Consider the following 25,755-nt stretch of genomic DNA (forward strand, 5'->3'; position numbering starts at 1 on the left):
TTTAATTCTTGCCTGGTGACATATAACTTAAAAAGGCAACAGCAAACAACGCAATTTTTGCCTTTACTTTTTGCATGAGAGCATAATTGCCTAGAAATGGTGTGTGGACGTGAAGAGGAATTTAAATAGAATGCGTTTATCTCCCGTATGGGTAGCAGCTGTAGCAATTGCAGCGCCATTAGGCGGCACGCTCAGTGCAAATGCCCAAAGTAATCATAGTTTAGAACAGACAGCCGAAATTTTCACCCCCGCGATTAATCAGCAGTCGGCAAAGGATGCTAATCAAGGACTAACCAGTGAACATGTAGCACCTAGTTCCAAATCTACAGATTTTGTAGTCATTAAAGAACCTCCAACTTCTGTAGTTGCAGTTTTTCCGGCTAATTCAGCCGAGAAACAACAATCAGAGGTGATATTGCCTACTGTGACCACGCCAACAGTGGTCCCAACTTCCCATGTTGTGGTGCCAGATGTAAGTCCAGAACTGACAAGTGAAAGTCTCAAGCAACCTGTATCTTCTGAAGTTGCGGCTTTCCCTGCTAATTCAGCCGAGAAGCAGCAATCAGAGGTGATATTACCCACCTTGACAACACAAGTAATTGCCCCAATCTCCAAAACAAACCCTAACCTTGTTACTCAACAGCCAAACTCGGTTCCCGATATTACACCCCCCCCAACCCAGCAACAGGTACCGGGCACAACTCCAGGTCAACAGCCAGAGTCGGTTCCCGGTATTACACCTCCCCCAACCACGCAACAAGCACCTGCCACAACTCCAGGCACAACTCCAGGTCAGCAGCCAGACACGGTTCCCGATGTTACACCCCCCTCAACCCAGCAACAGGTACCGGGCACAACTCCAGGTCAGCAGTTAGATACTCCCAACGGCGCTTCAGATGATACCGAACCACGGGTGCTGGTGTCAGAAGTAGTAGTCAGACCAGAGACAGGGCAACTAACACCGGAATTGGAAAACCAAGTTTACAACGTAATTCGTACCCAACCAGGCCGAGTCACAACCCGCACCCAATTACAACAAGATATTAATGCCATCTTTGGCACTGGCTTCTTTGCTAATGTTCAGGCAGTACCTGAAGATACACCACTGGGTGTAAGGGTGAGTTTTATCGTCCAACCAAACCCAGTACTGACAAGGGTAGAAATACAAGCCAATCCTGGCACTGATGTAGACTCGGTACTGGCTCCTAGCACTGTAGATGAAGTTTTTCAGGCGCAATATGGCAGAATCCTCAACCTGCGGGAATTGCAAGAAGGCATCAAACAGTTAACCCAGCGATATCAAGATCAAGGTTACGTCCTCGCAAACGTTATTGGTTCGCCACAAGTTTCAGAAACCGGCGTTGTTACCCTGCAAGTAGCTGAAGGCGTAGTAGAGAATGTGAGAGTGCGGTTTCGTGATAGAGAAGGTCAAGAAACAGACGAAACAGGAAAACCAATCCGAGGTCGGACACAGGAATATATCATTACTCGAGAATTGCAGTTACAGCCAGGACAAGTATTTAACCGTGACGTAGTGCAAAGAGATTTACAACGGGTATTTGGATTGGGGCTATTTGAAGATGTGAATGTCTCCCTTGACCCTGGTAGTGACCCTAGTCAGGTAGATGTAGTAGTGAATGTCGCTGAACGCAGTACAGGTTCTATTGCTGCTGGGGCTGGTATTAGTTCTGCCAGTGGCTTATTTGGTACCGTCAGTTATCAACAGCAAAACTTGGCAGGAAGGAACCAACGACTGGGAGCAGAAGTACAAGTAGGACAAAGAGAACTGCTGTTTGACCTCCGATTTACCGACCCCTGGATCGCAGGAGATCCATACCGCACCTCTTACACAACTAATTTGTTTCGCCGCAGTTCCATTTCCTTAATTTTTGATGGACAAGATGGTGACATTAGGACATTTCAAGTCGGAGACACAGATGGTGAAGGTGAAGGCGATCGCCCCCGTGTTCTCCGTTTAGGCGGTGGTGTCACTTTTACCCGTCCTTTGTCTCCCAATCCCTACGAAAGATCAGAATGGACGGCTTCAGCCGGGTTGCAATATCAACGAATTTCTACCCGCGATGCTGATGGCAACGTCAGACCAGAAGGAATTGTCCTTCGTGATGGACAAACAGTCGGCGAACCCGTTCCACTCAGCTTCTCTGGGCAAGGTGAAGACGATTTGTTACTAGTACAACTAGGGGCACAACGCGACCTCCGTAATAACCCCTTGCAACCTACCACAGGTTCCTTTCTGCGCTTTGGCGTTGATCAATCTGTACCAGTGGGATTAGGTAGTATTTTTCTCACTCGACTCCGTGGTAGTTATAGCCAATACGTACCTGTAAACTTGACTAACTTCGCCCCAGGCGCACAAACTTTAGCTTTTAACCTACAAGGTGGCACAGTTCTGGGTGACTTGCCTCCTTATGAAGCTTTTACCATTGGTGGCAGTAACTCTGTACGGGGTTATGAAGAAGGCGCACTAACTAGTGGACGCAGTTATGTCCAAGCATCAGTTGAGTATCGCTTCCCAGTTTTCTCCGTAGTCAGCGGTGCATTGTTTTTTGATGTTGGCAGTGATTTGGGAACTACAACTAGACCAGCTGAAGTATTGAACAAAAATGGTACAGGCTATGGCTATGGACTAGGTGTACGTGTGCAATCCCCACTAGGCCCCATTCGTATTGACTATGGTATCAATGACGATGGTGATAGCCGCATCAATTTTGGTATTGGTGAAAGGTTCTAAGAAGAAGCAGGGGAGCAGGGAGAGAATAATATAGGTTTTTCATCTCCCTCATCTTCTTCATCTCTCTCATCTCCCCAATCCCCATTCCCTGCCAAAATGATATAAGTACTTGCTAATTTTTACGTTTCCCTGAATACTGATCCAATAAAGCGATCAGTAACATTTAGAGGATACATCAGGGTCTTTGCCAAAAATTTACATGAATAATACAAATCAAAATATATTAATTTCTTGCTCATGCAACAGCACACTATAGCAGCGGAAATCACCCAAACTGGAATGGGACTGCATAGTGGTGTGAGTACTCATGTCCGGATACTGCCAGCTGAGGTAGACAGTGGGCGCTACTTTGTCAGAGTGGATTTGCCAGATTTACCCATCATTCCAGCCCAAGTTGCCGCAGTCAGTCAAACTGTACTTTCGACTCAGTTGGGTAAAGGTGAAGCCAGTGTTCGTACAGTTGAGCATTTGTTGGCAGCACTGATGGGTATGGGTGTAGATAATGCCAGAATTGAAATTGATGGCCCAGAATTACCACTATTAGACGGTTCTGCCAAAATTTGGACGGACAGTATTAGTCAAGTAGGCTTGGTATCTCAACCCAAAAGCAACCAAGTTTCTTTGGCGGTGAAAGAGCCGATATGGATTTATCACGAAGATGCTTTTGTCTGTGCCCTCCCAGCACCGGAAACTCGTTTTAGTTACGGGATTGATTTTGAACTGTCAGCTATTGGTAACCAATGGCATAGTTGGTCACCGACTGCTAGTTTTGCTGAAGAAATTGCTCCTGCTAGGACTTTTGGGTTACTTCACCAAATTGAATATTTACAAAAAACTGGGTTAATTAAAGGTGGTAGCTTAGAAAATGCACTTGTTTGCGGGCCTGATGGTTGGTTAAATCCACCATTAAGATTTGCAAATGAGCCAGTTCGTCATAAAATTTTGGATTTAGTAGGAGATTTGAGTTTACTAGGTAATTTTCCTCAGGCTCATTTCTTGGCGTATAAGGCTAGTCATAATTTACACATTCAATTGGCTGAGAAAATTTTGGAGTTGGGATTAGTTCAAGTCTAAAATCCAAATTCTCTCAAAGCTTTGAATGCCTGCTTACTAGTTAATCGCATTAATGATCAGGGGAGAAATAACAAACCACATTCGCGAAGCATCCGTAGGGATAGGTTTCAAAGAACACAAATTAAGAGAAACAAAAGAAAAGACAAAAACTTTTTCCCTACTCCCTTTATGCTCGCAAGTACTTTTTAAGTTCCAGATTGAAAATTAATCACACAGATCATGACAACCATCACTAAAGTGAATAGTACCGATACTACTGCAACTGCATCTACTGAACCACAGCCTATTAATGAAATTAAAACAACATTGTCATCGGAAGAAATTCAGCAATTGTTGCCCCACCGTTACCCATTTTTACTTGTAGATAAAATAATTGACTATGTGCCAGGAAAAATGGCTATAGGCGTAAAAAATGTTACTGTAAACGAACCTCAGTTTCAAGGACATTTTCCAGAAAGACCACTGATGCCAGGAGTGCTAATTGTTGAGGCAATGGCACAGGTAGGGGGGATTATTTTGAAGCAATTACCTGGATATGAGGAAGGATTATTCGTTTTTGCCGGTATCGATAAAGTCCGTTTCCGTCGCCAAGTAGTTCCCGGTGATCAGCTAATAATGACGGTGGAACTGTTATGGATAAAACAACGTCGTTTCGGTAAAGTGCAGGCCCGTGCCGAGGTTGACGGTCAACTCGCTGCTGAAGGCGAATTAATGTTTTCTTTAATTAACTAAAGATCTGCTGTGGTGGTATTGGGTAAAGCTGTGTATTTACTCTTACTGAATCTTGAACTAGGATAGCAGTAAAAAAACAACCTACAACAGCATTTTATAATTTCTTGATTTTCGCCACCCTCACACATAACCTGTTTTGCTCGACACTTTCGGCCACTGAATACTTACACACTCAGCACTTAAAAAAGTTCTGGAGATTCACCCTTGAAGACGCTTATTCATCCAACTGCTGTAATTCATCCAAAATCGGAACTCCACCCAACAGTGCAAGTCGGTGCCTATGCTGTGATTGGAGCGCATGTCAAAGTCGGCCCGGAAACAATTATTGGCGCTCATGTAGTGCTAGAAGGGCCTTGTGAAATTGGGGCGCGAAATCAAATTTTTCCAGGTGCAGCTATCGGCATGGAACCCCAGGATCTCAAGTTTGTGGGAGAACCTACCTGGGTAAAAATTGGTGATAATAACTCAATTCGGGAGTATGTCACCATTAACCGGGCCACTGGTGCTGGTGAAGCTACGGTGATTGGCAACAATAATTTATTGATGGCTTATGTACACGTAGCTCATAATTGCATAATTGAAGACCACGTAATCATCCCTAACTCAGTAGCCTTGGCTGGTCATGTCCATATAGAGTCACGGGCCAGGCTGGGCGGTGTTCTGGGTGTGCATCAATTTGTACGTATTGGTCAACACGCAATGGTCGGGGGTATGGCACGAATTGACAGAGATGTACCTCCTTATATGTTAGTGGAAGGAAATCCGGCACGGGTACGTACCTTGAATTTGGTGGGACTCAAACGTTCGGGAATGAACTCGACCGATCTGCAAACCCTCAAAAAAGCATTCCGGATTCTCTATCGGTCTGGCTTAACTTTTAAGGATGCTTTGGAACAGCTCGAAAAACTGGGAGAAACTGAACAATTACAAAACTTGCGTCGTTTCATCCTGCTTTCTCAAATGCCAGGAAGACGCGGCTTGATTCCAGGAAGGGGCAAACCAGGCGCGAGTGATGATTCTTAAGCACATTAACGTCCTCAGGCTAGAAGCCTGGGGCGATACAAACATGACGCGTAGCGTCTTCCCGGAGGGGAGGTAGCCTCAGCAGGCTAGTTTTATATAATTTTTCTCCTAACTTCTGAATTTTTACGAGTTATTAATTATCAAATGCGGATATTTATCAGCACTGGCGAGGTAGCTGGTGATTTACAAGGGTCGTTGCTGATTACGGCGATTAAGCGTCAAGCAACGGCTATGAATTTGCAATTGGAAATTGTTGCCCTGGGTGGTGACAAAATGGCAGAAGCAGGGGCTACTCTATTGGGTAATACCAGTGGTATTGGTTCTATGGGTCTGATAGAAGCCATACCTTATGTTTTGCCTACTCTTCAGGTACAAAGGCGGGCGATCGCCTTCTTAAAACAAAACCCACCAGACTTGGTAATATTAATTGACTATATGGGGCCAAATCTGGGTCTGGGGACTTATATGCAAAAGCATTTACCACAAATACCAGTGGTTTATTACATTGCTCCCCAAGAGTGGGCTTGGACAATGGATTTGCGTAATACATCCCGGATTGTCGGTTTTACAGATAAACTGTTAGCTATTTTCCCAGAAGAAGCCCGTTATTTTAGTGAAAATGGCGCACAAGTTACCTGGGTGGGTCATCCTTTGATTGACAGAATGCAAGACGCTCCCAGCCGTGAAGTAGCCAGAGCGAATTTAGGGATTCCACCAGAACAAAAGGCGATCGCACTTCTTCCAGCTTCCCGTCGCCAAGAATTAAAATATCTTTTACCAGTTATTTTTCAAGCAGCCCAAACTATTCAAGCTAAATTACCCGAAGTTCATTTTTGGATTCCCCTATCTCTGGAAGTTTACAGACAGCCCATTGAAGAAGCAGTTAAAAGTTACGGTTTACGGGCGACAGTGGTATCTGGTCAACAAAAAGAAATATTTGCCGCAGCTGATTTCGCCATTACCAAATCCGGGACTGTGAACTTGGAACTGGCCATATTAGATGTACCGCAAGTTGTAGTTTACCGTTTAAGTCCCATTACCGCTTGGATTGCCCGGAGAGTTCTCAAAGGTGACATTGTTTTTGCCTCGCCACCAAACTTAGTGGCCATGAAAGCAATTGTGCCAGAATTTTTACAAGAGCAAGCCACACCAGAAAATATTACCCAAGCAGCGATGGAACTCCTACTAAATTCTGAGCGCCGTCAGCAAACCTTGGCAGACTATGCAGAAATGCGGCAGTCTTTGGGAGAATTAGGAGTATGCGATCGCGCTGCTCAAGAAATTTTGCAAATGCTACCAAATGAGGGGAGTAGGGAGTAGGGAGTGGGGAACTCGGGGCCCCCTCTGGGGATAAGGGGTAATGGGGGAATGGTCAATGAAAAAACAACGGCCGATTGCAGTTGATTTATTTGCCGGTGCGGGCGGGATGACACTTGGCTTTGAACAGGCTGGCTTTGATGTGTTGGCTGCTGTGGAAATTGACCCAATTCATTGTGCCACACATGAGTTTAATTTTCCTTTTTGCTCGGTGTTGTGTAAAAGTGTTGAGGATACATCTGGGGCAGAAATTCGGCATTATTCACAAATAGGCGATCGCGACATTGATGTGGTAATTTCTGGTTCACCCTGTCAAGGTTTTTCTTTAATGGGTAAACGGATTTTTGATGATCCGCGCAATTCTTTGGTGTTTCACTTTTACCGATTGGTATTAGACTTAAAACCCAAGTTTTTTGTGATGGAAAATGTTAGGGGAATTACAGTCGGGAAACACAAGAAAATCCTCACGGACTTGATTAGCGAGTTTCAAAATCAAGGCTATCAAGTAGTAGAAAATTATCAAGTTCTCAATGCAGCCCATTATGGAGTTCCCCAGTTTCGGGAAAGATTATTTCTTTTGGGTGCTAGGGAAGATGTAGAGTTACCGAAGTACCCGCAGCCCATTACTCAACAAGCTTTTCCACATGATTCTCAACCAGAAAATTCTTCTGTGCTTCCTCATAGCCCAACAGTTTGGGAAGCAATAGGGGATTTACCAGAAGTTGAAAATTACTCAGATTTACTAACACAAGACTGGATAGTAGCGGAATATGGCAAGCCTAGTGATTATGCCCAGAAACTTCGCGGTATCAGCACTGTAGCAGATGATTATGCAGGCGATGGGCTACGCCCCCCTGGAGGCGATCGCACCTTTGATGCTCGCATTCTTACTTCTAGTCTCAGAACAAAACACTCCACTACCACTATTGAACGGTTTGCTAAAACAAGTCAGGGAGAAAGAGAACTGATTAGTCGTTTCCATAAACTACATCCTGCTGGTGTTTGTAATACTTTAAGGGCAGGAACTGATCAATATAGAGGTTCTTTTACTTCTCCTCGACCGATTCATCCCATTACTCCCCGTTGCATCACTGTCAGAGAAGCGGCGAGATTACATTCTTATCCTGACTGGTTTAGATTTCATGTCACCAAATGGCACGGTTTCCGCCAAGTTGGTAATTCTGTACCACCTCTCCTAGCAAAGGCTGTAGCAGGAGAGATTATTCGTAGTTTAAATATTTCACCTTTTAAGCCCAGTTGCCGTTACGAGTTGGGACGGGAGGACTTATTACAACTTACCATGTTGCAAGCAGCACAACGTTATAATTCGTAATTCGTAATTGACGTTTAAAGTCTTACCTCCACTCCCCACTCCTTTCCTTTATGTCCAAGCACGGAAAAATGTGGTGTCTTGCCAAATACTAGCTGTTTGTTGAGCGATCGCAGCGAGTTCTTCTTCACTTAGGGGTTGAAAAGCACGAGCTATCTTGATATTATTTTCTAATTGTGAAACATTTTCTGCCGCAATTACGCAGCAATGAACCCCAGGCTGAGACATGGCGTATCCTAAAGCTTGTTGCATACCTGCCAAGCCACCAGGCTGAAATAACCGACCATAAGCCGGGACTTTCATCGCTATGACACCCACATTCCTTTCTTGCGCTACTGGCATAACTACGGGTAGAAAAGGACGTGGGTGATGTTGGTCGGCAGCATTCACAGGAATCAATGTAGTGTGAAAAGGATAACGGCGCAGTCCTGTGGCAATTATTTCTGGGTCATGATGTCCGGTAATACCTGCGAACCGTACAAGTTTCTGCTGTATGGCTTCTTCTAAAGCTTGAATTGCACCAGATGCACTAAAAATAGTATTGAGTTCTGAGGAAAATGATACATGATGCAACTGCCATAAATCAAGATAATCTGTATTCAGACGTTTAAGCGATCGCTCTAATTCTCTCCATGCACCATCACGATCTCTTTTATCTGTCTTGCTGGCTAGAAACAATTTTGAACGATGAGGTGGCAGCACTTTTCCCAAATAATCTTCACTAGGGCCATAACTAGCCGCCGTATCAAAGTAACGGATACCTAATTCCCAAGCTTTTTGAATAATTGCCTCAGCATCACGTTCTCTATCATTCCACGATAGTGGGGTTTGTCCTGCGCCTCCCAACCCAAAGATAGGCAACTTTACTTCAGTGCGTCCCAATACTCGTTCTGGCATAGTTGCTATTGGTTTAGCCGCCTGTTGAAACGCAGTAGTTGCTGTAATACCGCCAGCAACAGCAACACTGGTAATTAAAAAATTGCGCCGTGTTTGCTTGTCTGTCATGATTGACTTCAGTGAATTTGCCGTTCTTGCCTTATTTTAACTAAGAAGAATTACTCTCAGATATCTAAAAATAGTCCATCTATGGGCTGTTGCTTGCTTGATATTAATATGTTGCTTCGAGGTTCTTCATTAACGCTTGAGGTTTATTTGGGCTTGGACTATTGAAGTTGCTAGAGTGAATATAGAGTAATCATATAAGTTAGTTAGTTATTCTATGCAGCAATCAAAATTTAGAAATTCCGGGGATTTTATTCGCCAAGTTGCTACTTTGTTGGCAATTATCGGTGCTTTTTTAATCAATATAATATCAAACATTATGCCTTTAAATGGCATGAGTATAGGAGAAATTTCTAATACTTTATTCAACAATGTTCTGATTGTTCCTGCCAATTATGCTTTTGCAATTTGGGGGCTGATTTACCTTGGTTTATTTGCGTTGGGAATTTATCAGTTTCTCCCTAATCAAAGACAGAATTTAGACTTTCGTAATACAGGATATCTACTAGTAGTTGCATCAATTTCTCAAAGTGTTTGGGTATACCTTTTTCTTTCTAGATTGTTTGCCCTGTCTGTAATTGCCATGTTGTTGATTCTGCTATCACTGATTGGTGTTTATGTGAAGTTAGAAATTGGCAAAAAGCGTGTGTCTCAAATCAAGAAGTGGTGCGCTCATATTCCCATCAGTATTTATCTGGCTTGGATTAGTGTGGCGACTGTTGTCAATGTCGCTTGTGCGTTGTATTTCCAAGAATGGAATGGGTGGGGAATTTCTGCCGAATTATGGGCGGTCATCATGTTGTTTGCGGCTTTCTCAATTGCTGCCATCATTGCGATCCAGCGTCGGGATATTGCTTACACGGGAGTTACAGTATGGGCAGTTGTGGCGATCGCACTCAAGCACTGGAATATTTCTTTACTGAGGAACACAGCATTAATTTTGGCAATGGCTTTGGTTTTACTCATCACTATGAAAAGTTTACAAAAATCAACACCTGTTTAAATATTCGGTTGTGAGTCCTGTCATACGTTAGAAAATGGATAGTAGGAAGAACTGGATGAAACGATGAACGCACAGCAGGGAAATGAGCCGCCACAACAATGGATGCAACCAAGTAGTAATCCTCAAGATTGGTCATGGCATTTATGGACTGCGTTACCGCTGTATCCCTACGGTAAAAGGCGCACAGTTTGCCAGGAAATAATCAAAGATACTATTTGGATATTTGATCAGCTGCACGGCATTCTCTACACCGTCGTGCCGATTCGGATGACTGTTGTGAAACTGCAAGCAGGCGGTCTTTTTGTCTATGCACCAGTGGCTCCGACAATTGAGTGTGTTCGCTTAGTTAATGAGTTGGTAAAAAAACACGGCGAAGTTAAGTACATTATTCTGCCAACTAGTTCTGGTTTAGAGCATAAAATCTTTGTTGGCCCCTTTGCCAGACGCTTTCCCCAAGCACAGGTCTTCGTAGCGCCTCATCAGTGGAGTTTCCCCATCAATTTACCTTTGCATTGGCTAGGATTTCCTCGAAAGCGGACTCAGGTGCTGCCAGAAGATAATAGCCAAGCGCCTTTCGCTGATGATTTTGATTATGAAGTACTGGATATTAATTTAGGACGAGGGTCGTTTGCAGAAGTGGCATTTTTCCACAGGCGATCGCACACTTTGCTGGTGACTGATTCTATTATGTCTGTATCAGAAGATCCACCTGCTATTTTGGAATTAAATCCTGATCCTTTGCTATTTCATGCTAGAGATCATGCCTTAGAAGTAATTCCAGATAATTCAGTTAATCGCCGTAAGGGATGGCAACGCATTTCGCTATTTGCTATGTATTTTCGTCCTAGTGCCTTAGAAATGACTAAATTAGGGCAAATGTTTCTGGATGCTTTTAAAGCACCAAAGCGATCGCCCAAGGCATATTTTGGGTTATTTCCCTTTCGTTGGCAAGACAATTGGCAGCAATCATTTGATGCTTTACGCGGAAATGGGCGTCCTTTTGTCGCACCGATTTTACAAATTCTGATTTTGCCCCAAGCACCTCAACAAGTAATCGACTGGGCTGATAAAGTTGCCACTTGGGATTTTCGCCAAATCATTGCTTGTCATTTTGATTCACCTATTACCACTAGTCCCAGTCAATTCCGGCAAGCATTCAGTTTTCTAGAGAAGCAACCTGTCCTCAACAACAATCCGCCATTGTTAGAGGCAGACATGAAATTCATTAGGGAAATGGAAGCTGGTTTAAGGCGACAAGGTATTGCCAAGCCAGGCAAGGAGAAGGTGTGATAGCTCCTAGATTGTTATGATTTCGGTAGCGTCAGTATATGAGCAAAACTTGATATGTGGTCTGGTGAAAAACTGCCCCGTTGGCTTAACTTAGGAATTACATTTCCTGTAATTTTTTTGAATATTTGGCTGATTTTACTGTTGTGTCAATACTTGCAGCCAATTCCTAGTGTTGTGCTAACCGCTAGTCTCGCGGCTTTCTTGCTGGACTTCCCCATTGTTTTTTTAGAACAGCGCCAAATGACAAGAACTTGGGCGATCGCACTTGTTTTGCTGTTCGCCCTGGCACTTTTAACTGTTATCACGTTCTTTTTAGGGCCTGTAGTATTTCAACAGCTAGTAGAATTTGGCGATCGCTTGCCTGCATGGATTGAAAAAGGCAGAACACAATTACAAAATATCGAGCATCAAACGATACTAGAAAATTTGCCTATTGATTTAAACGGACTTACGCTTCAGCTAACAAATCAAATCTCAACTACCCTTAGGTCTTTAACTAGTCGCATTATTAATCTCACCCTCGACACTATTAATATTGCTGTGAATTTTTCAGTTACGGTGGTGCTAACTATTCTTTTAGTTCTCAATGGTAAACAACTTTGGGACGGAATCTTTGGCTGGTTTCCTGCTGAATGGAATCTGCGGATTCAAAGATCCCTACAACAAAGTTTTCAAGGATATTTTGCCGGACAAGCAATTATTGCTTTGATTCTCAGTGTAGTTTTATCGCTGACATTTGAAGTTTTGCAAGTCCCTTTTGGCTTACTTTTTGGTTTGGGAATCGGTCTTGCAAGTATTATTCCCTTTGGCGGTACACTTAGTACTATTCTTGTGAGCTTATTACTAGCATCTCAAAATGGTTGGCTAGGAGTCAAAGTGTTAGTAATATCAATCATTATTATTCAAATTAATGATAATGTTGTTGCTCCTCGCTTAATTGGGGGAATTACCGGATTGAATCCAGCTATTGTAGTCATTTCTTTACTCATTGGAGTCAAAATTGGCGGCTTCCTAGGTTTAATTTTAGCCGTCCCCACAGCCAGTTTTATCAAGAGAATAGCTGATACCATATATAGTTCTGTAATTACAGAAGAGGAACTTACTACCAGCCGTTCATGAACGTAACTTATTTATTGGTCATTGATGATTAGCTATTCTGTCATCTGACCATACTTTTTTCTCTGTTGATTATGTACCAAATTTTATGGTGTGTTGTCAGCGCAACGCACCTTCAACTGCGCTCAGAGGTTCGTTAGCCTATGACATAACACAACGATAATAAAGCGGGAAGAATATCCACATCACTTTTTGCCTCCCCTGCAAATAATTTATATTTCTGCATATACCTAAAATTTTTTCACCAGCTTACATGAGAATTACAGTTAACAATATTTACTTTTTTTATAATTTATGCGCCAATTTTCTAGCTGCTCTATAGAGATAGATTTAGTTATAACATTTACGCTATCTCCTCGCCAATCAACTTCTGAATCTGTTGTGAAAACCGCACATTCTAGTTGTTCCAGTCTGATATCCCAATATTGACTAAATCTACTTTTTAAAGTAATAACTTGTTCAAAAACTTTATTTCTATGCTTATTTCTTCTTTTTCTTTCTGTTGCGCCTTTAGCTTCTGTATCAATAAATTTGGTTTCCACTAAAAATAAATTACCTTCAAATGTCAGATAAACAAAATCACATTTCCCTAAATCTGTATAATCGGCAATAGGCGATTTTTCAAATAACAGCAATTCGCAACATTTAGGAAATAAATCTTTAATATGTAAAAATAAATAAGCTTGTAACAAAAGTTCCTTATCATAAGGAAAAAGAATCACCCCTTCAAAAAATTGTTTAATATCTTCTTGGGTTTGGGGTTGAATCCTTTTGCAATAAGAAACAAATTTATATAAATCGTTTGCAATCATTCAGCTTTAGCTCCTTATCTTGGCGATCGCCTATGCACTCATAGCATCAAAAGATACTACTTGTCAGGCAAAATTACCAACCGCACAAGTAACTAAAAAAACTATTTAGGTTAATATTTTTCCAGTAATAATACTTATAAAGTAACTATCCCTGATTTATGAACTTCCAATCAGTGGTTTAAGATGAGCCGTAAACCTAGCATTTTGCAAAGCTTGCACTGTGATTCGAGAATCTTGCACACAAAACTGCCAGCCTAAACGCACCAATTTCCGGGAATCATCAGACTGTATAATTCCGATCACTGGCATTTTTGCTTTTTCTTTATCACCTGACTGTTCTTGCAAAATTGTTTTTAAGCGATGCAGTTCTTCAATATCAGAGGCTTGTTGAGGATTTAGTTCCACCATCACCATTTGCACTGTTTCTACTGGTTCTGCATCTTCAACAATCAGTTGAGTTTGGTCATCACGGCGGTCTACTTTACCCCAAATAATCAACCTCACGTCAACTTGCAGTAAAAAACTAATCCGTTCATAAGTTTTAGGAAAAACCACCGCTTCAGTTTGTGCAGTTAAATCTTCTATTTGCAAAATTGCCATTGGATCACCTTTTTTGGTCATCACTTTTTTGACATTATTCAGCATGATGACCACACAAACTTTAGTATCTTCTCTTTGTTCGTTGAGTTGAGAAAGATTAATAGGAGTTAGCAACGATGCTGATTGTCTTAAAGCTTTTAATGGATGATCTGACACATAAAAACCCAACAATTCCTTTTCCATACGTAATTTTTCCTGGGGAGGAAAATCCATCACCGATTCTGCTTTAGGAACTGCTTCAAAAGCCTTAGTTTTTGCTTGACTATTAGTGTTAGTAAAACCTCCACCTAATAAATCAAATAGATTACCTTGTCCACTAGCTCTATCTTTAGCGCGGGACTGCGCCCAATCGTATACTAGTTCTAAATCACGGATTAACTGTTGACGATTCGCTTCAATTTTGTCAAAAGCGCCGCAGTAAATCAGAGATTCCAAAGTCCGACGGTTAACAGCACGCAAATCCACGCGATCGCAAAAATCAGCCAGTGATTTAAACTCATTTCCCTCACTTCTAGCCTCCAGAATACAGGCGATCGCATTTTGTCCCACATTCCGCACCGCCGAAAACCCAAATAAAATCTTACCTGCTGCTGGTGTAAAATCTAGACCAGAGCGATTGATATCAGGCGGATCGATGGGAATACCCATACTAGTACAGTTGTTAATATATTTTTGGACTTTATCTGTATCACCACTATTAGCAGTCAACAGCGCCGCCATATATTCCAGAGGATAATTAGCTTTTAAATAAGCAGTTTGATAAGTTACATATCCGTAAGCAGTGGAATGGGATTTATTAAAACAATTAGAAGCAATCAAATTATTTTTAATAGCAAAATTATGGTCACGCGCCACCCCAATGTCATAGACATTCTGCTGACCCACAGATTTACGAGCAATTATTTTGATCATCTTTTCTAACCCCCAGCGCTCATTTCTAGATTTAATAGTTTAACTCAGTCGGGATAAGGGGCATAAGGGAGAATAAATTTTCTCATCCCTACTCCCCATTACCCCTTATCCCCAGAGGGGGCCCCGAGTTCCCCACTCCCCAATACCCAGTACCCTGGAATATGTAATAAAATCAATCACTTGAGTCACAAAGAGAGCAATCATGGCATCCATCCGCGAGCTGCACGAACAGCTAATTATAAAGGAACGTTCTGCTGTTGAAATTACCCAAGAAGCTTTAGATCGTATTCAAGCATTAGAGCCGAAATTACACAGTTTTCTACATGTAACGACACAAAAAGCATTAGAACAGGCTCGTGCTGTGGATGCAAAAATCGCTGCTGGCGAAGAAATAGGGCTGCTAGCAGGGATTCCCATTGGTGTGAAGGACAATATGTGTACCAAAGGGATTCCCACTACTTGCGGTTCCCGAATTTTGGAAAATTTTGTGCCGCCTTATGAATCTACAGTGACACAAAAGTTGCTGGATGCGGGGGCTGTAGTTGTGGGTAAAACCAACTTAGATGAGTTTGCGATGGGTAGTTCCACAGAAAATTCTGCCTATCAAGTGACAGCTAACCCTTGGGATACATCACGGGTTCCCGGTGGTTCTTCTGGGGGTTCAGCGGCGGCTGTGGCGGCTGATGAATGTGTAGTATCCCTGGGTTCTGATACTGGTGGTTCTATTCGTCAACCTGCATCTTTTTGCGGTGTGGTAGGGATGAAACCGACTTACGGGTTAGTTTCTCGCTATGGTTTAGTGGCTTACGCTTCATCCTTGGATCAAATTGGCCCATTTGGACGCTCAGTAGAAGATACAGCAATATTGTTGAAGGCGATCGCAGGTTATGATCCCCAAGACTCTACCAGCCTCAAAGTGGAAATTCCTGATTATGTTAGTAGCCTCAAACCGGACTTGAAAGCTAGAGCCAAACTGCGTATTGGGGTAATTAAAGAAACTTTTGGCGAAGGTTTAGACTCTGTTGTCGAGCAAGCTGTCACCAAAGCCATTGATCAATTACAAAGTTTAGGTGCAGAGATTCATATCATTTCCTGTCCCAACTTTCGCTATGGCGTACCTAGCTACTATATCATCGCCCCATCAGAAGCATCAGCTAACCTTGCTCGTTACGATGGTGTGAAATATGGGTTACGTGCTGAGGATGCAGATAATTTGTTATCTATGTATACTCGTACCCGTTCCACGGGTTTTGGTGCAGAAGTTAAACGCCGGATTATGATTGGTACCTATGCCCTTTCTGCTGGCTATTACGATGCCTATTATTTGAAAGCACAAAAAGTCCGCACCTTGATTAAACAAGATTTTGAAAGAGCATTTAAGACAGTCGATGTATTAGTTTGTCCCACTGCTCCCACCACAGCGTTCAAAGCCGGAGAAAAAGTTACTGATCCCTTGAGTATGTACTTGAATGACTTAATGACTATTCCAGTAAATCTTGCAGGTTTACCGGGTATAAGTGTACCTTGTGGTTTTGATGACCAAGGGCTACCCATTGGATTGCAGCTCATTGGCAAAGTGTTACGAGAAGACCAACTACTCCAGGTAGCTTATGCCTATGAGCAATCAACTAAGTGGCATTTAGAACAGCCGCAAATATCTTAAGAGTGGGGAGTGGGGAATAGGGGAGAAAATTGACAATAATTTTCCTCATCCCCCTCATCCTCTAATTACTGTTGAGCATAAGTTTCCGTTGTGAAGGTAACTTCCTTAATATCACCATCATCCCCAAAAGGTTTTGCTGGTTGCTGATTCACAGAAATCAATACAGCACCGGCATTACCAGAGCGTACAGTCAATTTTTCTTTTGCTGTCCAAGTTCTCTGCGCTCCCTTGTTTAAATTCCCCATAAATTCGGTCTTATCATCTACAGTTACTTGTAACCATGATTTACCTTGCAGTTCTAAACTAACTTCCACATTTGTGTTGGCTGGCTTTTGGGGAGGATCTATGAGCAAAGGTGTAGTTTCGGAAGTTGAGACTGAGTTCTGTATCTGAGCCAAAGGTTCATCTGTAGGTGTTACAGGTGCTGTTAATGGTGTTGTTGTTGCTGCTTGAGTGGCAACTGAGTTTTGTTTTTTCGCTATAAACTCTGTGATCACTTTTGAATTGAGTACATAAATCACTCCGACAGCAGCAAGTCCTAATAAAAGAACGTAGGGGACAAAATTAGGTATGTATGTGGTTGTTTTTTTGTCTAAATTTTGACTATTATTATAAGTAGCGTATTGAGGAAAATCGTTAATTGTAAAAGTATTAGCTAAAGTCGCACCGTCTAATCCTACAGCATCCCCATAACGACGGATAAATCCTTGAACATATACAGGTTCAGGCAGTTCTTCAAATTTCCCTGCATCTAAGGCTTTCAAGACAGTTAATTGAATGTTTGTGCGCGCAGCTATTTCTTCTATACGTATGGATCTATCTTGTCTAACTTGGCGTAAATATTGAGTTATTTCCTGTAATTGCTCTTGTTGAGCTTTATTTGCGAGCTTCACAGTCTTCTCCTCTTAATGACTAAATCTTGACTTTACATAAGCAATCTTACTTACGTGTAGTCAATATTTGTACTATTCACAATATTGAGATAATTTTATAGGGAAAATACCGACTTCGCTTGCTTTATAAAGAGTTCTTTTTGATAAATATTTGTTAAAGTATAAATCCTAGTGCATGAATATAAAAAAACTGCAATTTTCAATGCAATTGTGTTTTAAGTTGCTACTTATGGTAGAGGTAGTTGCAATTACCGCCTACCTTGCCATTTGTGTGGTTCTGGTTGTTAAACAGCCGCGGTTCATCTTCTTTCCCTCTAGTGTTATTGAAAAGACACCAGAGTTTTTTAATCTGCCATACGAGGAAGTATGGTTACCTGTACCAGTTAGTTCAGGTAAGGTGGAACTAGTTCATGGTTGGTGGCTCAAAGCCCAGCAGCCAGATGCGAAAGTCTTGTTGTATCTGCACGGTAACGGCATCAATATTGGTGCAAATATTGGTCATGCCAAGAGGTTTCATCAACTGGGATTTTCCGTACTACTGATTGATTATCGCGGGTATGGTCGCAGTGAAGGGATGTTTCCTAATGAAAAGCGAGTTTATGAAGATGCAGTTATAGCGTGGAATTACCTGACACAAGAGAAACAAATTTCACCAAGTAGAATTTTTCTTTACGGTCATTCTCTGGGTGGTGCAATAGCTATTGATTTAGCAGTCAAACATCCAGAAGCTGCGGGATTAATTGTGGAAAGCTCGTTTACCTCTATCCAGGATGTAGTGGCTTATAGAAACTTGTTTCGGATTTTCCCTGTAAATTTACTTCTCAACCAACGGTTTGAATCTATTAAAAAAGTACCACAGTTAAAAATGCCAGCTTTATTCATTCACGGTACTGCCGACACTACTGTGCCATCTTTTATGAGCCAACAATTATATAGCGCTGCTCCTGAACCGAAAAAACTATTTTTAGTTCCAGCCGCAGACCATAATGATACTGCTGTAGTCGCTGGTGTGGAATATCTGCAATGGGTGAAGTCTTTTGTTCAACAGGTAAAAGTTCATAGTTACTAAGGCATCATGTAAAAATAAGTTGTACAAATTTAATCTGGAACAAGTTGTGAGCTTAACTCCTCTATCAAAAGTATTCAAGTTATTATTGCAAGGCTCCTGAGGAACAGAAATTAAATAATTCCCGTAGGTTGGGAGCCACTGCGTTGGGTGGCTTCTCTTAGGGTAAAACTCCTGGTTTTGTTGGGTTTCACATCCTTCAACTACCAAGGAAAATTTTAGCTATGAAACTTATTTTCATAGTTAAGGTCTTGAGTACCAAGCAGTTTGTCCCACAACGTGAAATACAAGCCATAGTGGATGGTGTACTGGCGATGATGTATTGAGTGATGTGTCGGGCCGATGAACCACTTTCCGAACCAGTGGCTTTTGAATGACGAGGGAAATAGCTCGAATCCCAAATGATTAAACACTGCCCATATGGTCATGATCATCAGCGCGGCCACTAAAGTAATGAAATGGAGTGGGACTAGGAAGACTACACCTACAAAAAAGAGCGCCTGTATAATCGCCTCTGGTGGATCAAACGCGAAGGAACTCCAAGGTGTGGGATCTATTGAAGAGTGGTGTCCAAAATGTATCCATCTGAAAAGCAAGCGGTTGTGAAAAATCCGATGAATAAAGTAAAAATATGTATCCTGAAGAATAAGTAGCGCCACAAAACTGACTGCTAAATACCACAGTCCATACTCACGTAAGTCAGTGTACAAGAGAGTTACTCCCAAATCGTATTCTGAGATGATCAGCGCTGCACAAAGAGCAAAAATCACCGCAGAGAGAATTGATAGTTCGATATCCTTCCAAATCAACCGACTCACCGGCGGCTTTAAACGCAAACTCCGTTTGGCAAGAGACTTTCCGAGAACCAAATAGAAAAGCAAGTACGCTCCCCCTGCAATCAGAAAGTATCGGGCAAAAATAATCCCGAAGAAAACAAACGAATACAAGCAAAATGAGTGGTTCGTCAATTTAACGTTTTCTCCTTCGGATAAACTAATATTCGATGGCGAATAACTTGACCACTGTGACAATCTGGCGTAAGTCTTTTCTATATCTTATGTCTATATTGAAACCGAGGCGCATTTGCCGCAAACCAAGATTTTAGAAATTCACAATTCTTTCTAGTTCCGTACATTTATTGATTTTAGAAAAATAACGTATAAAAGATGCAGAAGCATCCGGATATGGCAGCTAAGAAAACGACAAATTATAAAGATTTAAACTTTTTTGCCTGAATGCCGGGAGCGACTGACATCATGACTATGACACCTGTGTATTTATTAACTATTCCAGGAAATTACAGTATTAAAATTCCTCAAGATGAATTGCGATCGCTCTTAGGTGAGATTGAAACTGAACTTCATAGCAGTAAAGTTTATCAGCAGGCGATCGCTACAGTACAAAAGTTGCTGGGGTCTTCAGCAGAACAAGCCAAGATTTTGTTTAAAGCTGTAGGTAGAGAAGCCATTGGTTTAACCTTCCAGCAACTTGCACAACATCAAAAATTTACAGAACATCAACAAAATATAGACCATACAGATACTGATAGTCTTTCACCAAGTGTAAAATTAGCCAAGACTAGTGACGTATCAAGTATTAAAGGAGACAATAAAAACAGCAGTATAAATGCTATCCAAACAAAGGTATCATCTACAACTACTGTTAATCCAGTCAGCAACTCAGAAATCGACTTTCCAGGTAAAACACTGATGCAATGGTTCAAGCCCAACAAAACAGTCTCTAAAACCGAAATAGCCAAGGAAACGGCAGCCGAACAGCGCTTAACCACTATGTGCCAAATCGGCCAGCAACTTAGGCAAGCTCGTGAATCTCAAAGCCTTTCTTTGAAACAACTAAATATATATACTCACATACCAATTCATCAGATGGAAGCCATAGAAAATGGCAACTTAGAATCATTGCCAGAAGATACCTTGGTACGTGGATTTATTCGAGTTATGGGGAACTCTTTGGGACTAAATGGCACTAATCTAGCTGCTTCTTTACCAATACCCCATATGGCAACATCAGTCATCCCATCTTGGCATCATTCCCAAAAAATTACCGGAAGATTGGGACTAGAAGTACGTCCTCTGCATTTGTATTTCGGCTATACAGCCCTTGTCGCTGGAGCAGTAGGAGGATTATCTTTGATATCTCAGCCAGCTGATACTGGTAGGGCCCTGAATCCGGAGGTGATGACTCCCCCGTCTGCATCTATTCCTCAATCATCCCTTGAGTCTGAAGTAACTGTGAAACCGGGGTTACAGTCTAGTAATGTTGGCATCAGTGTGGGATCGGGTATCGCCCCACCAGAAGCTTTTTAACTCACTTCTTGCACCTGGAAATATGGATGTCAAAACCGCAACCAAGTGCAAGGGGAGTTAGGCGTTCAATATTAAGTAAAATAAGATACAGAACCATAAAAGGGAAAAATCAGATCTTGCACCAAACGTAGATACCCGTAAAAAACAAATAAACAGCGCAAAACTATAACAATAGTCAAATAAAAATCAATAACTATACTTGGTTATAAATAAAACTTGACTAATGTATGGTGATGTCGGGGTTTACTTTTTCACCCAAAACATGGATATGTTTGCTTGTGAAACTCAAAACATGATAGAAAAAGAATTAGCGAAACAAAAAGTTGTGGGTTAAAAGACTTATCTGATCATCATTCATAGTTTGCAAAGAAACTTCAAATTTCTGTGGCGATGCTTCTGCTGTAAATGCTTGATAGCCTTGATTCAAGAACATATCAAAGGTCGCTGCAAAGTTTGGATTCATCCTAGTTCCAGTAGGTTGGTGTTCTGTGGTGGAAATTTCCACTATCCAAATCGGGCGGGGATGATTGGCAAGAGTAGCTTTAGCACCTTGCAACATCATGTACTCAGCCCCCTCGATATCTACCAAAATCAACGCCCGCTTACCTTGGAGAGTATTACTTAATAAGCGGTCGAGGGTGATAACAGGTACTTGTGTAACATAACTCTCTGGAATTGAAGCCCAGCCCTTAACCAGGGAGGCTCCTGTTCCTTCTCCCCACATTTCCAAAATGTTAGTACTTTGCCCCAGGGCTACTGGAAAAACCTCGGCTTGGTTTGCCCAACCATTATCACGAATGTTCTTAAGTAGGTAATGCATATTTCGGGCAATAGGTTCCACAGCAATCACATATTTGCCAAGGCTCAGAGCATGGCAACAATAGTAGCCTACATTTGCACCGATATTTACCAGTACATCTACTTCCTGCAAGAGTTGACGAATTAGCTGAGTTTCTTCTGGTTCAAAGGTTCCTCTAGCCATAGCTTCGTGACCCGCTAGGGTGAACCCCCACGGAGTATTTACAGACGGAGCGTTCTGATCTAGTTGCGATCGCAGGCTACGCAGAAAACGCGCTGTTCCAGGAAATGGTTCAATGACTGTTTGTAAAAAACTTTTAATCATAAACTTAATTTTTAAGTTTTTACCGCTACACAGTGATGCTTAATTTTTAGTTATAAATAATATCAAGTCCTGTGAATTAGTAATAATTTGCACAAGCATTGCACCCCCAATCCCTCAGAGTCCACAGGGAAGGCAGACAAAACTTAGTTTTGGCGGGGTGGGGTTGTTCGGTTTTAGTAAGTAATCAAGCGGACATGATATAACAGCTTTTTTGAATTTGATGTAGCAGTTTTTCACTCCATACATCTCGGTTGGATACATAAATGGGTAATTTATGTTGATATTAAAATTAAAAGATTTATTCCTGAATTTGTCATGCCAGTTTGGCAAAATCTTATGTTATTGAGTGAGCAATACGGTTCGGTTAAGCTTAAAAGCAGGTAGTATGAGGGTTGTCACCCAAATGTACTGATATTTTTCACTAATTTGGTATTGATCCGCATTAACGTGCAGTCTCCCACGGAGGCAGGCGCACGTTAAATTGTGGAAACCTTTGTCAGTTTAGAATCAATGCGTAAGTGGGATTAATTCACGACCTGACTACCATGACTACGGGGGTCATCTTGACTATTAGCTGGTGCAACTGGGGCGGAAAATTTGGAAACTTGCCCGCTAGTTTGGGCATAGGGTAAGGATGAACCAGCAACCAAAGCGTCTAAGTTACTGGCCATGACTGTGTGGGGTTGATCACCGATGGCCTGTGCGATGGTTTCTCCGTTGTTATCTAAAAATACAAAGTGGGGAATACCATCTACACGGTATTTCAACATCTCTGGGAGCCATTTGGTATTATCTACGTTCAACATGACAAAGTTAACCTTGTCAGTATATTCCTGTTCTAGTTGGGCTATATCTGGGGCCATTTTTTGGCAAACAGTACACCAGTTAGCATAAAATTCCACGATTGAGGGTTTGCCGTTGCTGATAGCGACTTCTAGGGGTGTAGATGCTTGATCTAAGTCTGCCAGAGAAGCCGAAGTTGTCTCTGTTCGCAGTCCTAAGACTAAAGCTACACTAAGAGCGATCGCCACTATGGCAATTAAGAAATTTCTCACACGCGCCCCAGTTGTAGTTTCTGGCTTGGCAGAAGAATTAATAGATGATTCTGTAGTCATAACAAATTTATTAAAACTTATTAAGCAAGGTCATTATTTTAGTGTACCTCTTTCTCCTATGCCCCCTCTGGAGTTGTTTGTACGCTACAACAGAACAAACCCTCTGCAAAACCTGTGAAAAAACGAGTCACTCTGACGTTTCCTAAACGCGCCATTCAAATGCCAGTTACTTACGTACTGGCAAAGGAATTTAATGTAGCGGCAAATATTATCCGCGCCCAAGTGGCCCCTAACCAAATAGGCAAACTGGTGGTGGAACTATCAGGAGACATTGATCAGTTGGATGCAGCTATTGAGTGGATGCGATCGCGTCACGTCAGTGTTTCCCATAACTTAGGTGAAATTGCCATCGATGAAGATACCTGTGTTCATTGTGGTTTGTGTACTGGGGTTTGTCCTACAGAAGCCCTGAGTCTGCACCCAGAAACATACAAATTGACGTTCACGCGATCGCGCTGCATCGTCTGTGAACAATGTATTCCTACATGTCCTGTGCAAGCGATTTCCACAAATCTTTAAATTACCAATTAAAACTGATAAGAAACTCCCAAAGATATAACTGGATAAATACTATATCCCTTTAGATCCTTCTCCAGTTCTTTGGTTTCTATAGCGAGGTCTTGCAATATTTGATTTCGCAAAGCTACATTGTTGATATTCGGTGTTAAATTTACTTGGGGTGAGCCAGCAAACATTACACCCAAATTAGCCGAAAATCCCCAGCGTTGCCCTTTTTTAAATGGATTTCCCCAACCAATACCAATATAGGGTGCAACCTGATTAGGTAAGGAAACCTTGCCCTTCACAGACTCAATATCAGCGGTGGTATAAGAGTTATTATTGTAGACAAATACCTGATTATTTTTAATTTTGGCGTTTCCTGTGACTTCTGTATTATGAAATACTATACCTCCAGTCATGCGAAAACCAGAGTTATTAAATGGATGATAATCTAACACAGTCGAAACATTGAGAAGATTTAATTTAGCTTCGTAAGTAACTGTATTGTCTCGTCTTTGATAGTTGCCGACATCAATGGCACCAGTGTTTAAACCTACTCTACCATTGAGGTTAGGTGTAACTGATTTTATTACTGATGCGCCTAAACCCAAGGTACTTACTTCCGGAGTGACAGCCCAACCATGATTTTGTTGTGGTGTTTCAGGATTCACAATAGTCTGTTCAACTATTTCTGGTTGTGAAGCTGGTTCAGAAACTTGATGACAACGAGTATTCAGGGGATAGTCTTTACAGAATTTCTCTAAGTCAATAATGTTATTAACAAGTTGGTAATCCAAAAATAAATTATCTTGAGTTTGTAAATCAGCAGTATTGGCCGTTACTGGCTGAATCATCAAATCCGAAACCAAACTAGTAGCAATTAATCCAAGTACTGATAAACTGAAACGACATCTATTCATTAGTCAACTAAATTCATACCAAGTAGACCACATTATATAAGTTATGTTTCTCTATTCTTTTGTGGGTATGACAGTTTACAGACTTGTATTTTGGGTTTATTATCTCAATTTAACTTACTACTATAATCAGGAATTATAAAGTCTCTCTCCTCGTAGGAGAGAGATTTAGAGAGAGGTTTTCCAGATACCGTGAAAAGTTAGTTACTCGATAGAGTTGGGTATTTCACTAGAAAAGCATAATATTTTCAGGGGAATTAACCAAACCAATGAGACGGTTCACAACCTGTATGAACTGTTTCACAAAGATGAAGGTTAATCCAATCTGACTTTTCTTGCATGATAGAGCAAATACCTTGATGAATTAAATTTTGCAGGTGTACTTGCTGCCCTAAAGGGCTACGGGGTAACTTGTGACTTAATAAGCTTTCTTCTGGTAAATCTGGCAGATAAATTTGTTCTTCAGATACGGCTTTATAAATGCGGGGTATGCGGTTGAGAACAAAAGTAATTAACTCTTGGCGTAAGTCAGAAAGTGCAAAAGCTTGTTGATAGTGATATGGATATGTATCCAAGACACTTTCAATCTCTCCTAGGACTGATTGGTGGGTTAAATTAACAAGTGTTTTCATCGTTTTTTAACTCCTCTTTTATGCGGTCAGTATTTTATGCAAAGAGCAAAACCCTAGCAGCTTAAATTGAAAACTATTGAGAAATTATCCAAGTATATATCCTCTAAAAATAAATCTCACTTTTTTTCAGAGAATATTCAGCGGTCTAGACCTGACGACTGTAGTTAAAATTGCTGCTGAAGAAGAACATGAATACTAAAAACAGTATTCAATCTACTGGTGCAGCACTGATGTGTTATGTCTATAATTTTAATTATTTATTTTATTTTTTTGTTTTTGGCTAAAAACGCAACAAAACGCATCATAACTTAGCAGGGATCAATTTTAGATTTAAATTAAATAATGTTAAATATGGCATAGTGACACTATTTTATTTGGTTACATTATTTACTAATTTTCGGCGTAATTTTTACTATAGACTGAGTTCGGGATAATCAGAAACCCGATTCTGTCGTGCTTCTAGCTGAATACTCACGATATGCCGCCGCGAGTGAAACAAAGTGAAACGACGCGAACACAGGGGTTTTGGGATTGCTTCCCTGCGGTCGCAATGAC

Annotated in this window: 22 protein-coding genes; 13 read left to right on the forward strand and 9 right to left on the reverse strand. The window is 41.4% G+C overall.

Going from position 1 to position 25,755, the window contains the following annotated elements; translation table 11 throughout:
- Positions 1 to 130: 130 nt before the first annotated feature.
- The 6 genes from ACM0OT_RS15695 (at position 131) to ACM0OT_RS15720 (ending at position 8,231) form a co-directional block, all read left to right on the forward strand.
- Positions 131 to 2,752 carry a BamA/TamA family outer membrane protein gene (locus ACM0OT_RS15695; protein ID WP_414565281.1) on the forward strand — a complete coding sequence of 874 codons (2,622 nt, stop codon included), beginning with the start codon at positions 131 to 133 and terminating at the stop codon, positions 2,750 to 2,752.
- A gap of 237 nt (positions 2,753 to 2,989) precedes the next feature.
- A complete protein-coding gene (gene lpxC / locus ACM0OT_RS15700; RefSeq protein ID WP_414565283.1) occupies positions 2,990 to 3,826 on the forward strand; it encodes a UDP-3-O-acyl-N-acetylglucosamine deacetylase in 837 nt (278 codons plus the stop codon).
- A 219-nt stretch (positions 3,827 to 4,045) separates the two neighbouring features.
- A complete protein-coding gene (gene fabZ, locus ACM0OT_RS15705; protein ID WP_414546412.1) occupies positions 4,046 to 4,558 on the forward strand; it encodes a 3-hydroxyacyl-ACP dehydratase FabZ in 513 nt (170 codons plus the stop codon).
- 204 nt (positions 4,559 to 4,762) lie between these two features.
- Entirely contained in the window at positions 4,763 to 5,581 is an 819-nt protein-coding gene (gene lpxA, locus ACM0OT_RS15710; RefSeq protein WP_414565285.1) for an acyl-ACP--UDP-N-acetylglucosamine O-acyltransferase, read from the forward strand.
- Positions 5,582 to 5,725: 144 nt separating this feature from the next.
- A complete protein-coding gene (gene lpxB / locus ACM0OT_RS15715; RefSeq protein ID WP_414565286.1) occupies positions 5,726 to 6,901 on the forward strand; it encodes a lipid-A-disaccharide synthase in 1,176 nt (391 codons plus the stop codon).
- Positions 6,902 to 6,956: 55 nt separating this feature from the next.
- Positions 6,957 to 8,231 carry a DNA cytosine methyltransferase gene (locus ACM0OT_RS15720; RefSeq protein ID WP_414565287.1) on the forward strand — a complete coding sequence of 425 codons (1,275 nt, stop codon included), beginning with the start codon at positions 6,957 to 6,959 and terminating at the stop codon, positions 8,229 to 8,231.
- 48 nt (positions 8,232 to 8,279) lie between these two features.
- Here the strand turns inward: ACM0OT_RS15720 and ACM0OT_RS15725 are convergent, their stop codons facing one another.
- Positions 8,280 to 9,233, reverse strand: a complete 954-nt coding sequence (locus tag ACM0OT_RS15725) for an aldo/keto reductase (RefSeq protein WP_414565288.1) — start codon at positions 9,231 to 9,233, stop codon at positions 8,280 to 8,282.
- Between the two features lie 214 nt (positions 9,234 to 9,447).
- On the opposite strand from ACM0OT_RS15725, the gene ACM0OT_RS15730 reads away from it, so the two are divergent.
- From ACM0OT_RS15730 to ACM0OT_RS15740, 3 genes are all read left to right on the forward strand, one after another.
- Entirely contained in the window at positions 9,448 to 10,233 is a 786-nt protein-coding gene (locus ACM0OT_RS15730; protein WP_414565289.1) for a tryptophan-rich sensory protein, read from the forward strand.
- 63 nt (positions 10,234 to 10,296) lie between these two features.
- Positions 10,297 to 11,523 carry a DUF4336 domain-containing protein gene (locus ACM0OT_RS15735; protein WP_414565290.1) on the forward strand — a complete coding sequence of 409 codons (1,227 nt, stop codon included), beginning with the start codon at positions 10,297 to 10,299 and terminating at the stop codon, positions 11,521 to 11,523.
- Positions 11,524 to 11,577: 54 nt separating this feature from the next.
- Positions 11,578 to 12,642 (forward strand): AI-2E family transporter, encoded by a 1,065-nt coding sequence (locus ACM0OT_RS15740; protein WP_414565291.1) that lies wholly within the window; start codon positions 11,578 to 11,580, stop codon positions 12,640 to 12,642.
- Between the two features lie 263 nt (positions 12,643 to 12,905).
- Here ACM0OT_RS15740 and ACM0OT_RS15745 read toward each other — a convergent pair whose 3' ends face one another.
- Positions 12,906 to 13,451 carry a hypothetical protein gene (locus ACM0OT_RS15745; RefSeq protein ID WP_414565292.1) on the reverse strand — a complete coding sequence of 182 codons (546 nt, stop codon included), beginning with the start codon at positions 13,449 to 13,451 and terminating at the stop codon, positions 12,906 to 12,908.
- Between the two features lie 156 nt (positions 13,452 to 13,607).
- The gene (locus tag ACM0OT_RS15750) at positions 13,608 to 14,963 is read right to left on the reverse strand and encodes an OB-fold nucleic acid binding domain-containing protein (RefSeq protein WP_414565293.1); all 1,356 of its coding nucleotides are present in this window, start codon (positions 14,961 to 14,963) and stop codon (positions 13,608 to 13,610) included.
- Positions 14,964 to 15,165: 202 nt separating this feature from the next.
- Here ACM0OT_RS15750 and gatA point away from each other — a divergent pair, with 202 nt between their 5' ends.
- Complete coding sequence (gatA, locus tag ACM0OT_RS15755; RefSeq protein ID WP_414565295.1) at positions 15,166 to 16,626, forward strand: Asp-tRNA(Asn)/Glu-tRNA(Gln) amidotransferase subunit GatA; 1,461 nt, start codon at positions 15,166 to 15,168, stop codon at positions 16,624 to 16,626.
- Positions 16,627 to 16,691: 65 nt separating this feature from the next.
- On the opposite strand, the gene ACM0OT_RS15760 is transcribed toward gatA, so the two are convergent.
- Positions 16,692 to 17,519, reverse strand: a complete 828-nt coding sequence (locus ACM0OT_RS15760) for a helix-turn-helix domain-containing protein (protein WP_414565296.1) — start codon at positions 17,517 to 17,519, stop codon at positions 16,692 to 16,694.
- Between the two features lie 175 nt (positions 17,520 to 17,694).
- Here ACM0OT_RS15760 and ACM0OT_RS15765 point away from each other — a divergent pair, with 175 nt between their 5' ends.
- On the forward strand, positions 17,695 to 18,588 hold the full coding sequence (locus ACM0OT_RS15765; protein ID WP_414565297.1) for an alpha/beta hydrolase: 894 nt from the start codon (positions 17,695 to 17,697) through the stop codon (positions 18,586 to 18,588).
- A 215-nt stretch (positions 18,589 to 18,803) separates the two neighbouring features.
- Here ACM0OT_RS15765 and ACM0OT_RS15770 read toward each other — a convergent pair whose 3' ends face one another.
- Positions 18,804 to 19,421, reverse strand: a complete 618-nt coding sequence (locus ACM0OT_RS15770) for a sterol desaturase family protein (protein WP_414565298.1) — start codon at positions 19,419 to 19,421, stop codon at positions 18,804 to 18,806.
- Positions 19,422 to 19,841: 420 nt separating this feature from the next.
- Between ACM0OT_RS15770 and ACM0OT_RS15775 the strand changes: the two genes are divergently transcribed.
- Positions 19,842 to 20,912: a helix-turn-helix domain-containing protein gene (locus ACM0OT_RS15775; RefSeq protein ID WP_414565299.1), complete on the forward strand. Its 1,071-nt coding sequence runs from the start codon at positions 19,842 to 19,844 to the stop codon at positions 20,910 to 20,912.
- 307 nt (positions 20,913 to 21,219) lie between these two features.
- On the opposite strand, the gene ACM0OT_RS15780 is transcribed toward ACM0OT_RS15775, so the two are convergent.
- Positions 21,220 to 22,035: an FkbM family methyltransferase gene (locus ACM0OT_RS15780; RefSeq protein ID WP_414565300.1), complete on the reverse strand. Its 816-nt coding sequence runs from the start codon at positions 22,033 to 22,035 to the stop codon at positions 21,220 to 21,222.
- 524 nt (positions 22,036 to 22,559) lie between these two features.
- A complete protein-coding gene (locus ACM0OT_RS15785) occupies positions 22,560 to 23,150 on the reverse strand; it encodes a thioredoxin family protein (protein WP_414565301.1) in 591 nt (196 codons plus the stop codon).
- Between the two features lie 114 nt (positions 23,151 to 23,264).
- Between ACM0OT_RS15785 and ACM0OT_RS15790 the strand changes: the two genes are divergently transcribed.
- A complete protein-coding gene (locus ACM0OT_RS15790) occupies positions 23,265 to 23,669 on the forward strand; it encodes an NIL domain-containing protein (RefSeq protein ID WP_414565302.1) in 405 nt (134 codons plus the stop codon).
- An 8-nt stretch (positions 23,670 to 23,677) separates the two neighbouring features.
- On the opposite strand, the gene ACM0OT_RS15795 is transcribed toward ACM0OT_RS15790, so the two are convergent.
- Positions 23,678 to 24,571: a hypothetical protein gene (locus ACM0OT_RS15795; RefSeq protein WP_414565303.1), complete on the reverse strand. Its 894-nt coding sequence runs from the start codon at positions 24,569 to 24,571 to the stop codon at positions 23,678 to 23,680.
- A 254-nt stretch (positions 24,572 to 24,825) separates the two neighbouring features.
- Positions 24,826 to 25,200, reverse strand: coding sequence for a hypothetical protein (locus tag ACM0OT_RS15800; protein WP_414565304.1), 375 nt, complete (start codon positions 25,198 to 25,200; stop codon positions 24,826 to 24,828).
- Between the last annotated feature and the right edge of the window lie 555 nt (positions 25,201 to 25,755).

Origin of the sequence: Anabaena sp. CCY 9613 (genome assembly GCF_963920895.1) — a bacterium.
In the GTDB taxonomy this organism is placed as follows: Bacteria; Cyanobacteriota; Cyanobacteriia; order Cyanobacteriales; family Nostocaceae; genus Cyanocohniella.

Excerpts from the sequence above, each read along its gene's own strand:
- ACM0OT_RS15720 (WP_414565287.1), top strand. The coding sequence starts at position 6,957 with ATGAAAAAACAACGGCCGATTGCAGTTGATTTATTTGCCGGTGCGGGC.
- ACM0OT_RS15695 (WP_414565281.1), top strand. The coding sequence starts at position 131 with ATGCGTTTATCTCCCGTATGGGTAGCAGCTGTAGCAATTGCAGCGCCA.
- ACM0OT_RS15795 (WP_414565303.1), bottom strand. The coding sequence starts at position 24,571 with ATGAATAGATGTCGTTTCAGTTTATCAGTACTTGGATTAATTGCTACT.
- ACM0OT_RS15765 (WP_414565297.1), top strand. The coding sequence starts at position 17,695 with ATGAATATAAAAAAACTGCAATTTTCAATGCAATTGTGTTTTAAGTTG.
- gatA (WP_414565295.1), top strand. The coding sequence starts at position 15,166 with ATGGCATCCATCCGCGAGCTGCACGAACAGCTAATTATAAAGGAACGT.
- ACM0OT_RS15740 (WP_414565291.1), top strand. The coding sequence starts at position 11,578 with ATGTGGTCTGGTGAAAAACTGCCCCGTTGGCTTAACTTAGGAATTACA.
- ACM0OT_RS15730 (WP_414565289.1), top strand. The coding sequence starts at position 9,448 with ATGCAGCAATCAAAATTTAGAAATTCCGGGGATTTTATTCGCCAAGTT.
- ACM0OT_RS15775 (WP_414565299.1), top strand. The coding sequence starts at position 19,842 with ATGACTATGACACCTGTGTATTTATTAACTATTCCAGGAAATTACAGT.
- fabZ (WP_414546412.1), top strand. The coding sequence starts at position 4,046 with ATGACAACCATCACTAAAGTGAATAGTACCGATACTACTGCAACTGCA.
- ACM0OT_RS15725 (WP_414565288.1), bottom strand. The coding sequence starts at position 9,233 with ATGACAGACAAGCAAACACGGCGCAATTTTTTAATTACCAGTGTTGCT.
- ACM0OT_RS15785 (WP_414565301.1), bottom strand. The coding sequence starts at position 23,150 with ATGACTACAGAATCATCTATTAATTCTTCTGCCAAGCCAGAAACTACA.
- ACM0OT_RS15745 (WP_414565292.1), bottom strand. The coding sequence starts at position 13,451 with ATGATTGCAAACGATTTATATAAATTTGTTTCTTATTGCAAAAGGATT.
- ACM0OT_RS15780 (WP_414565300.1), bottom strand. The coding sequence starts at position 22,035 with ATGATTAAAAGTTTTTTACAAACAGTCATTGAACCATTTCCTGGAACA.
- ACM0OT_RS15750 (WP_414565293.1), bottom strand. The coding sequence starts at position 14,963 with ATGATCAAAATAATTGCTCGTAAATCTGTGGGTCAGCAGAATGTCTAT.
- ACM0OT_RS15800 (WP_414565304.1), bottom strand. The coding sequence starts at position 25,200 with ATGAAAACACTTGTTAATTTAACCCACCAATCAGTCCTAGGAGAGATT.
- lpxC (WP_414565283.1), top strand. The coding sequence starts at position 2,990 with ATGCAACAGCACACTATAGCAGCGGAAATCACCCAAACTGGAATGGGA.
- ACM0OT_RS15735 (WP_414565290.1), top strand. The coding sequence starts at position 10,297 with ATGAACGCACAGCAGGGAAATGAGCCGCCACAACAATGGATGCAACCA.
- lpxB (WP_414565286.1), top strand. The coding sequence starts at position 5,726 with ATGCGGATATTTATCAGCACTGGCGAGGTAGCTGGTGATTTACAAGGG.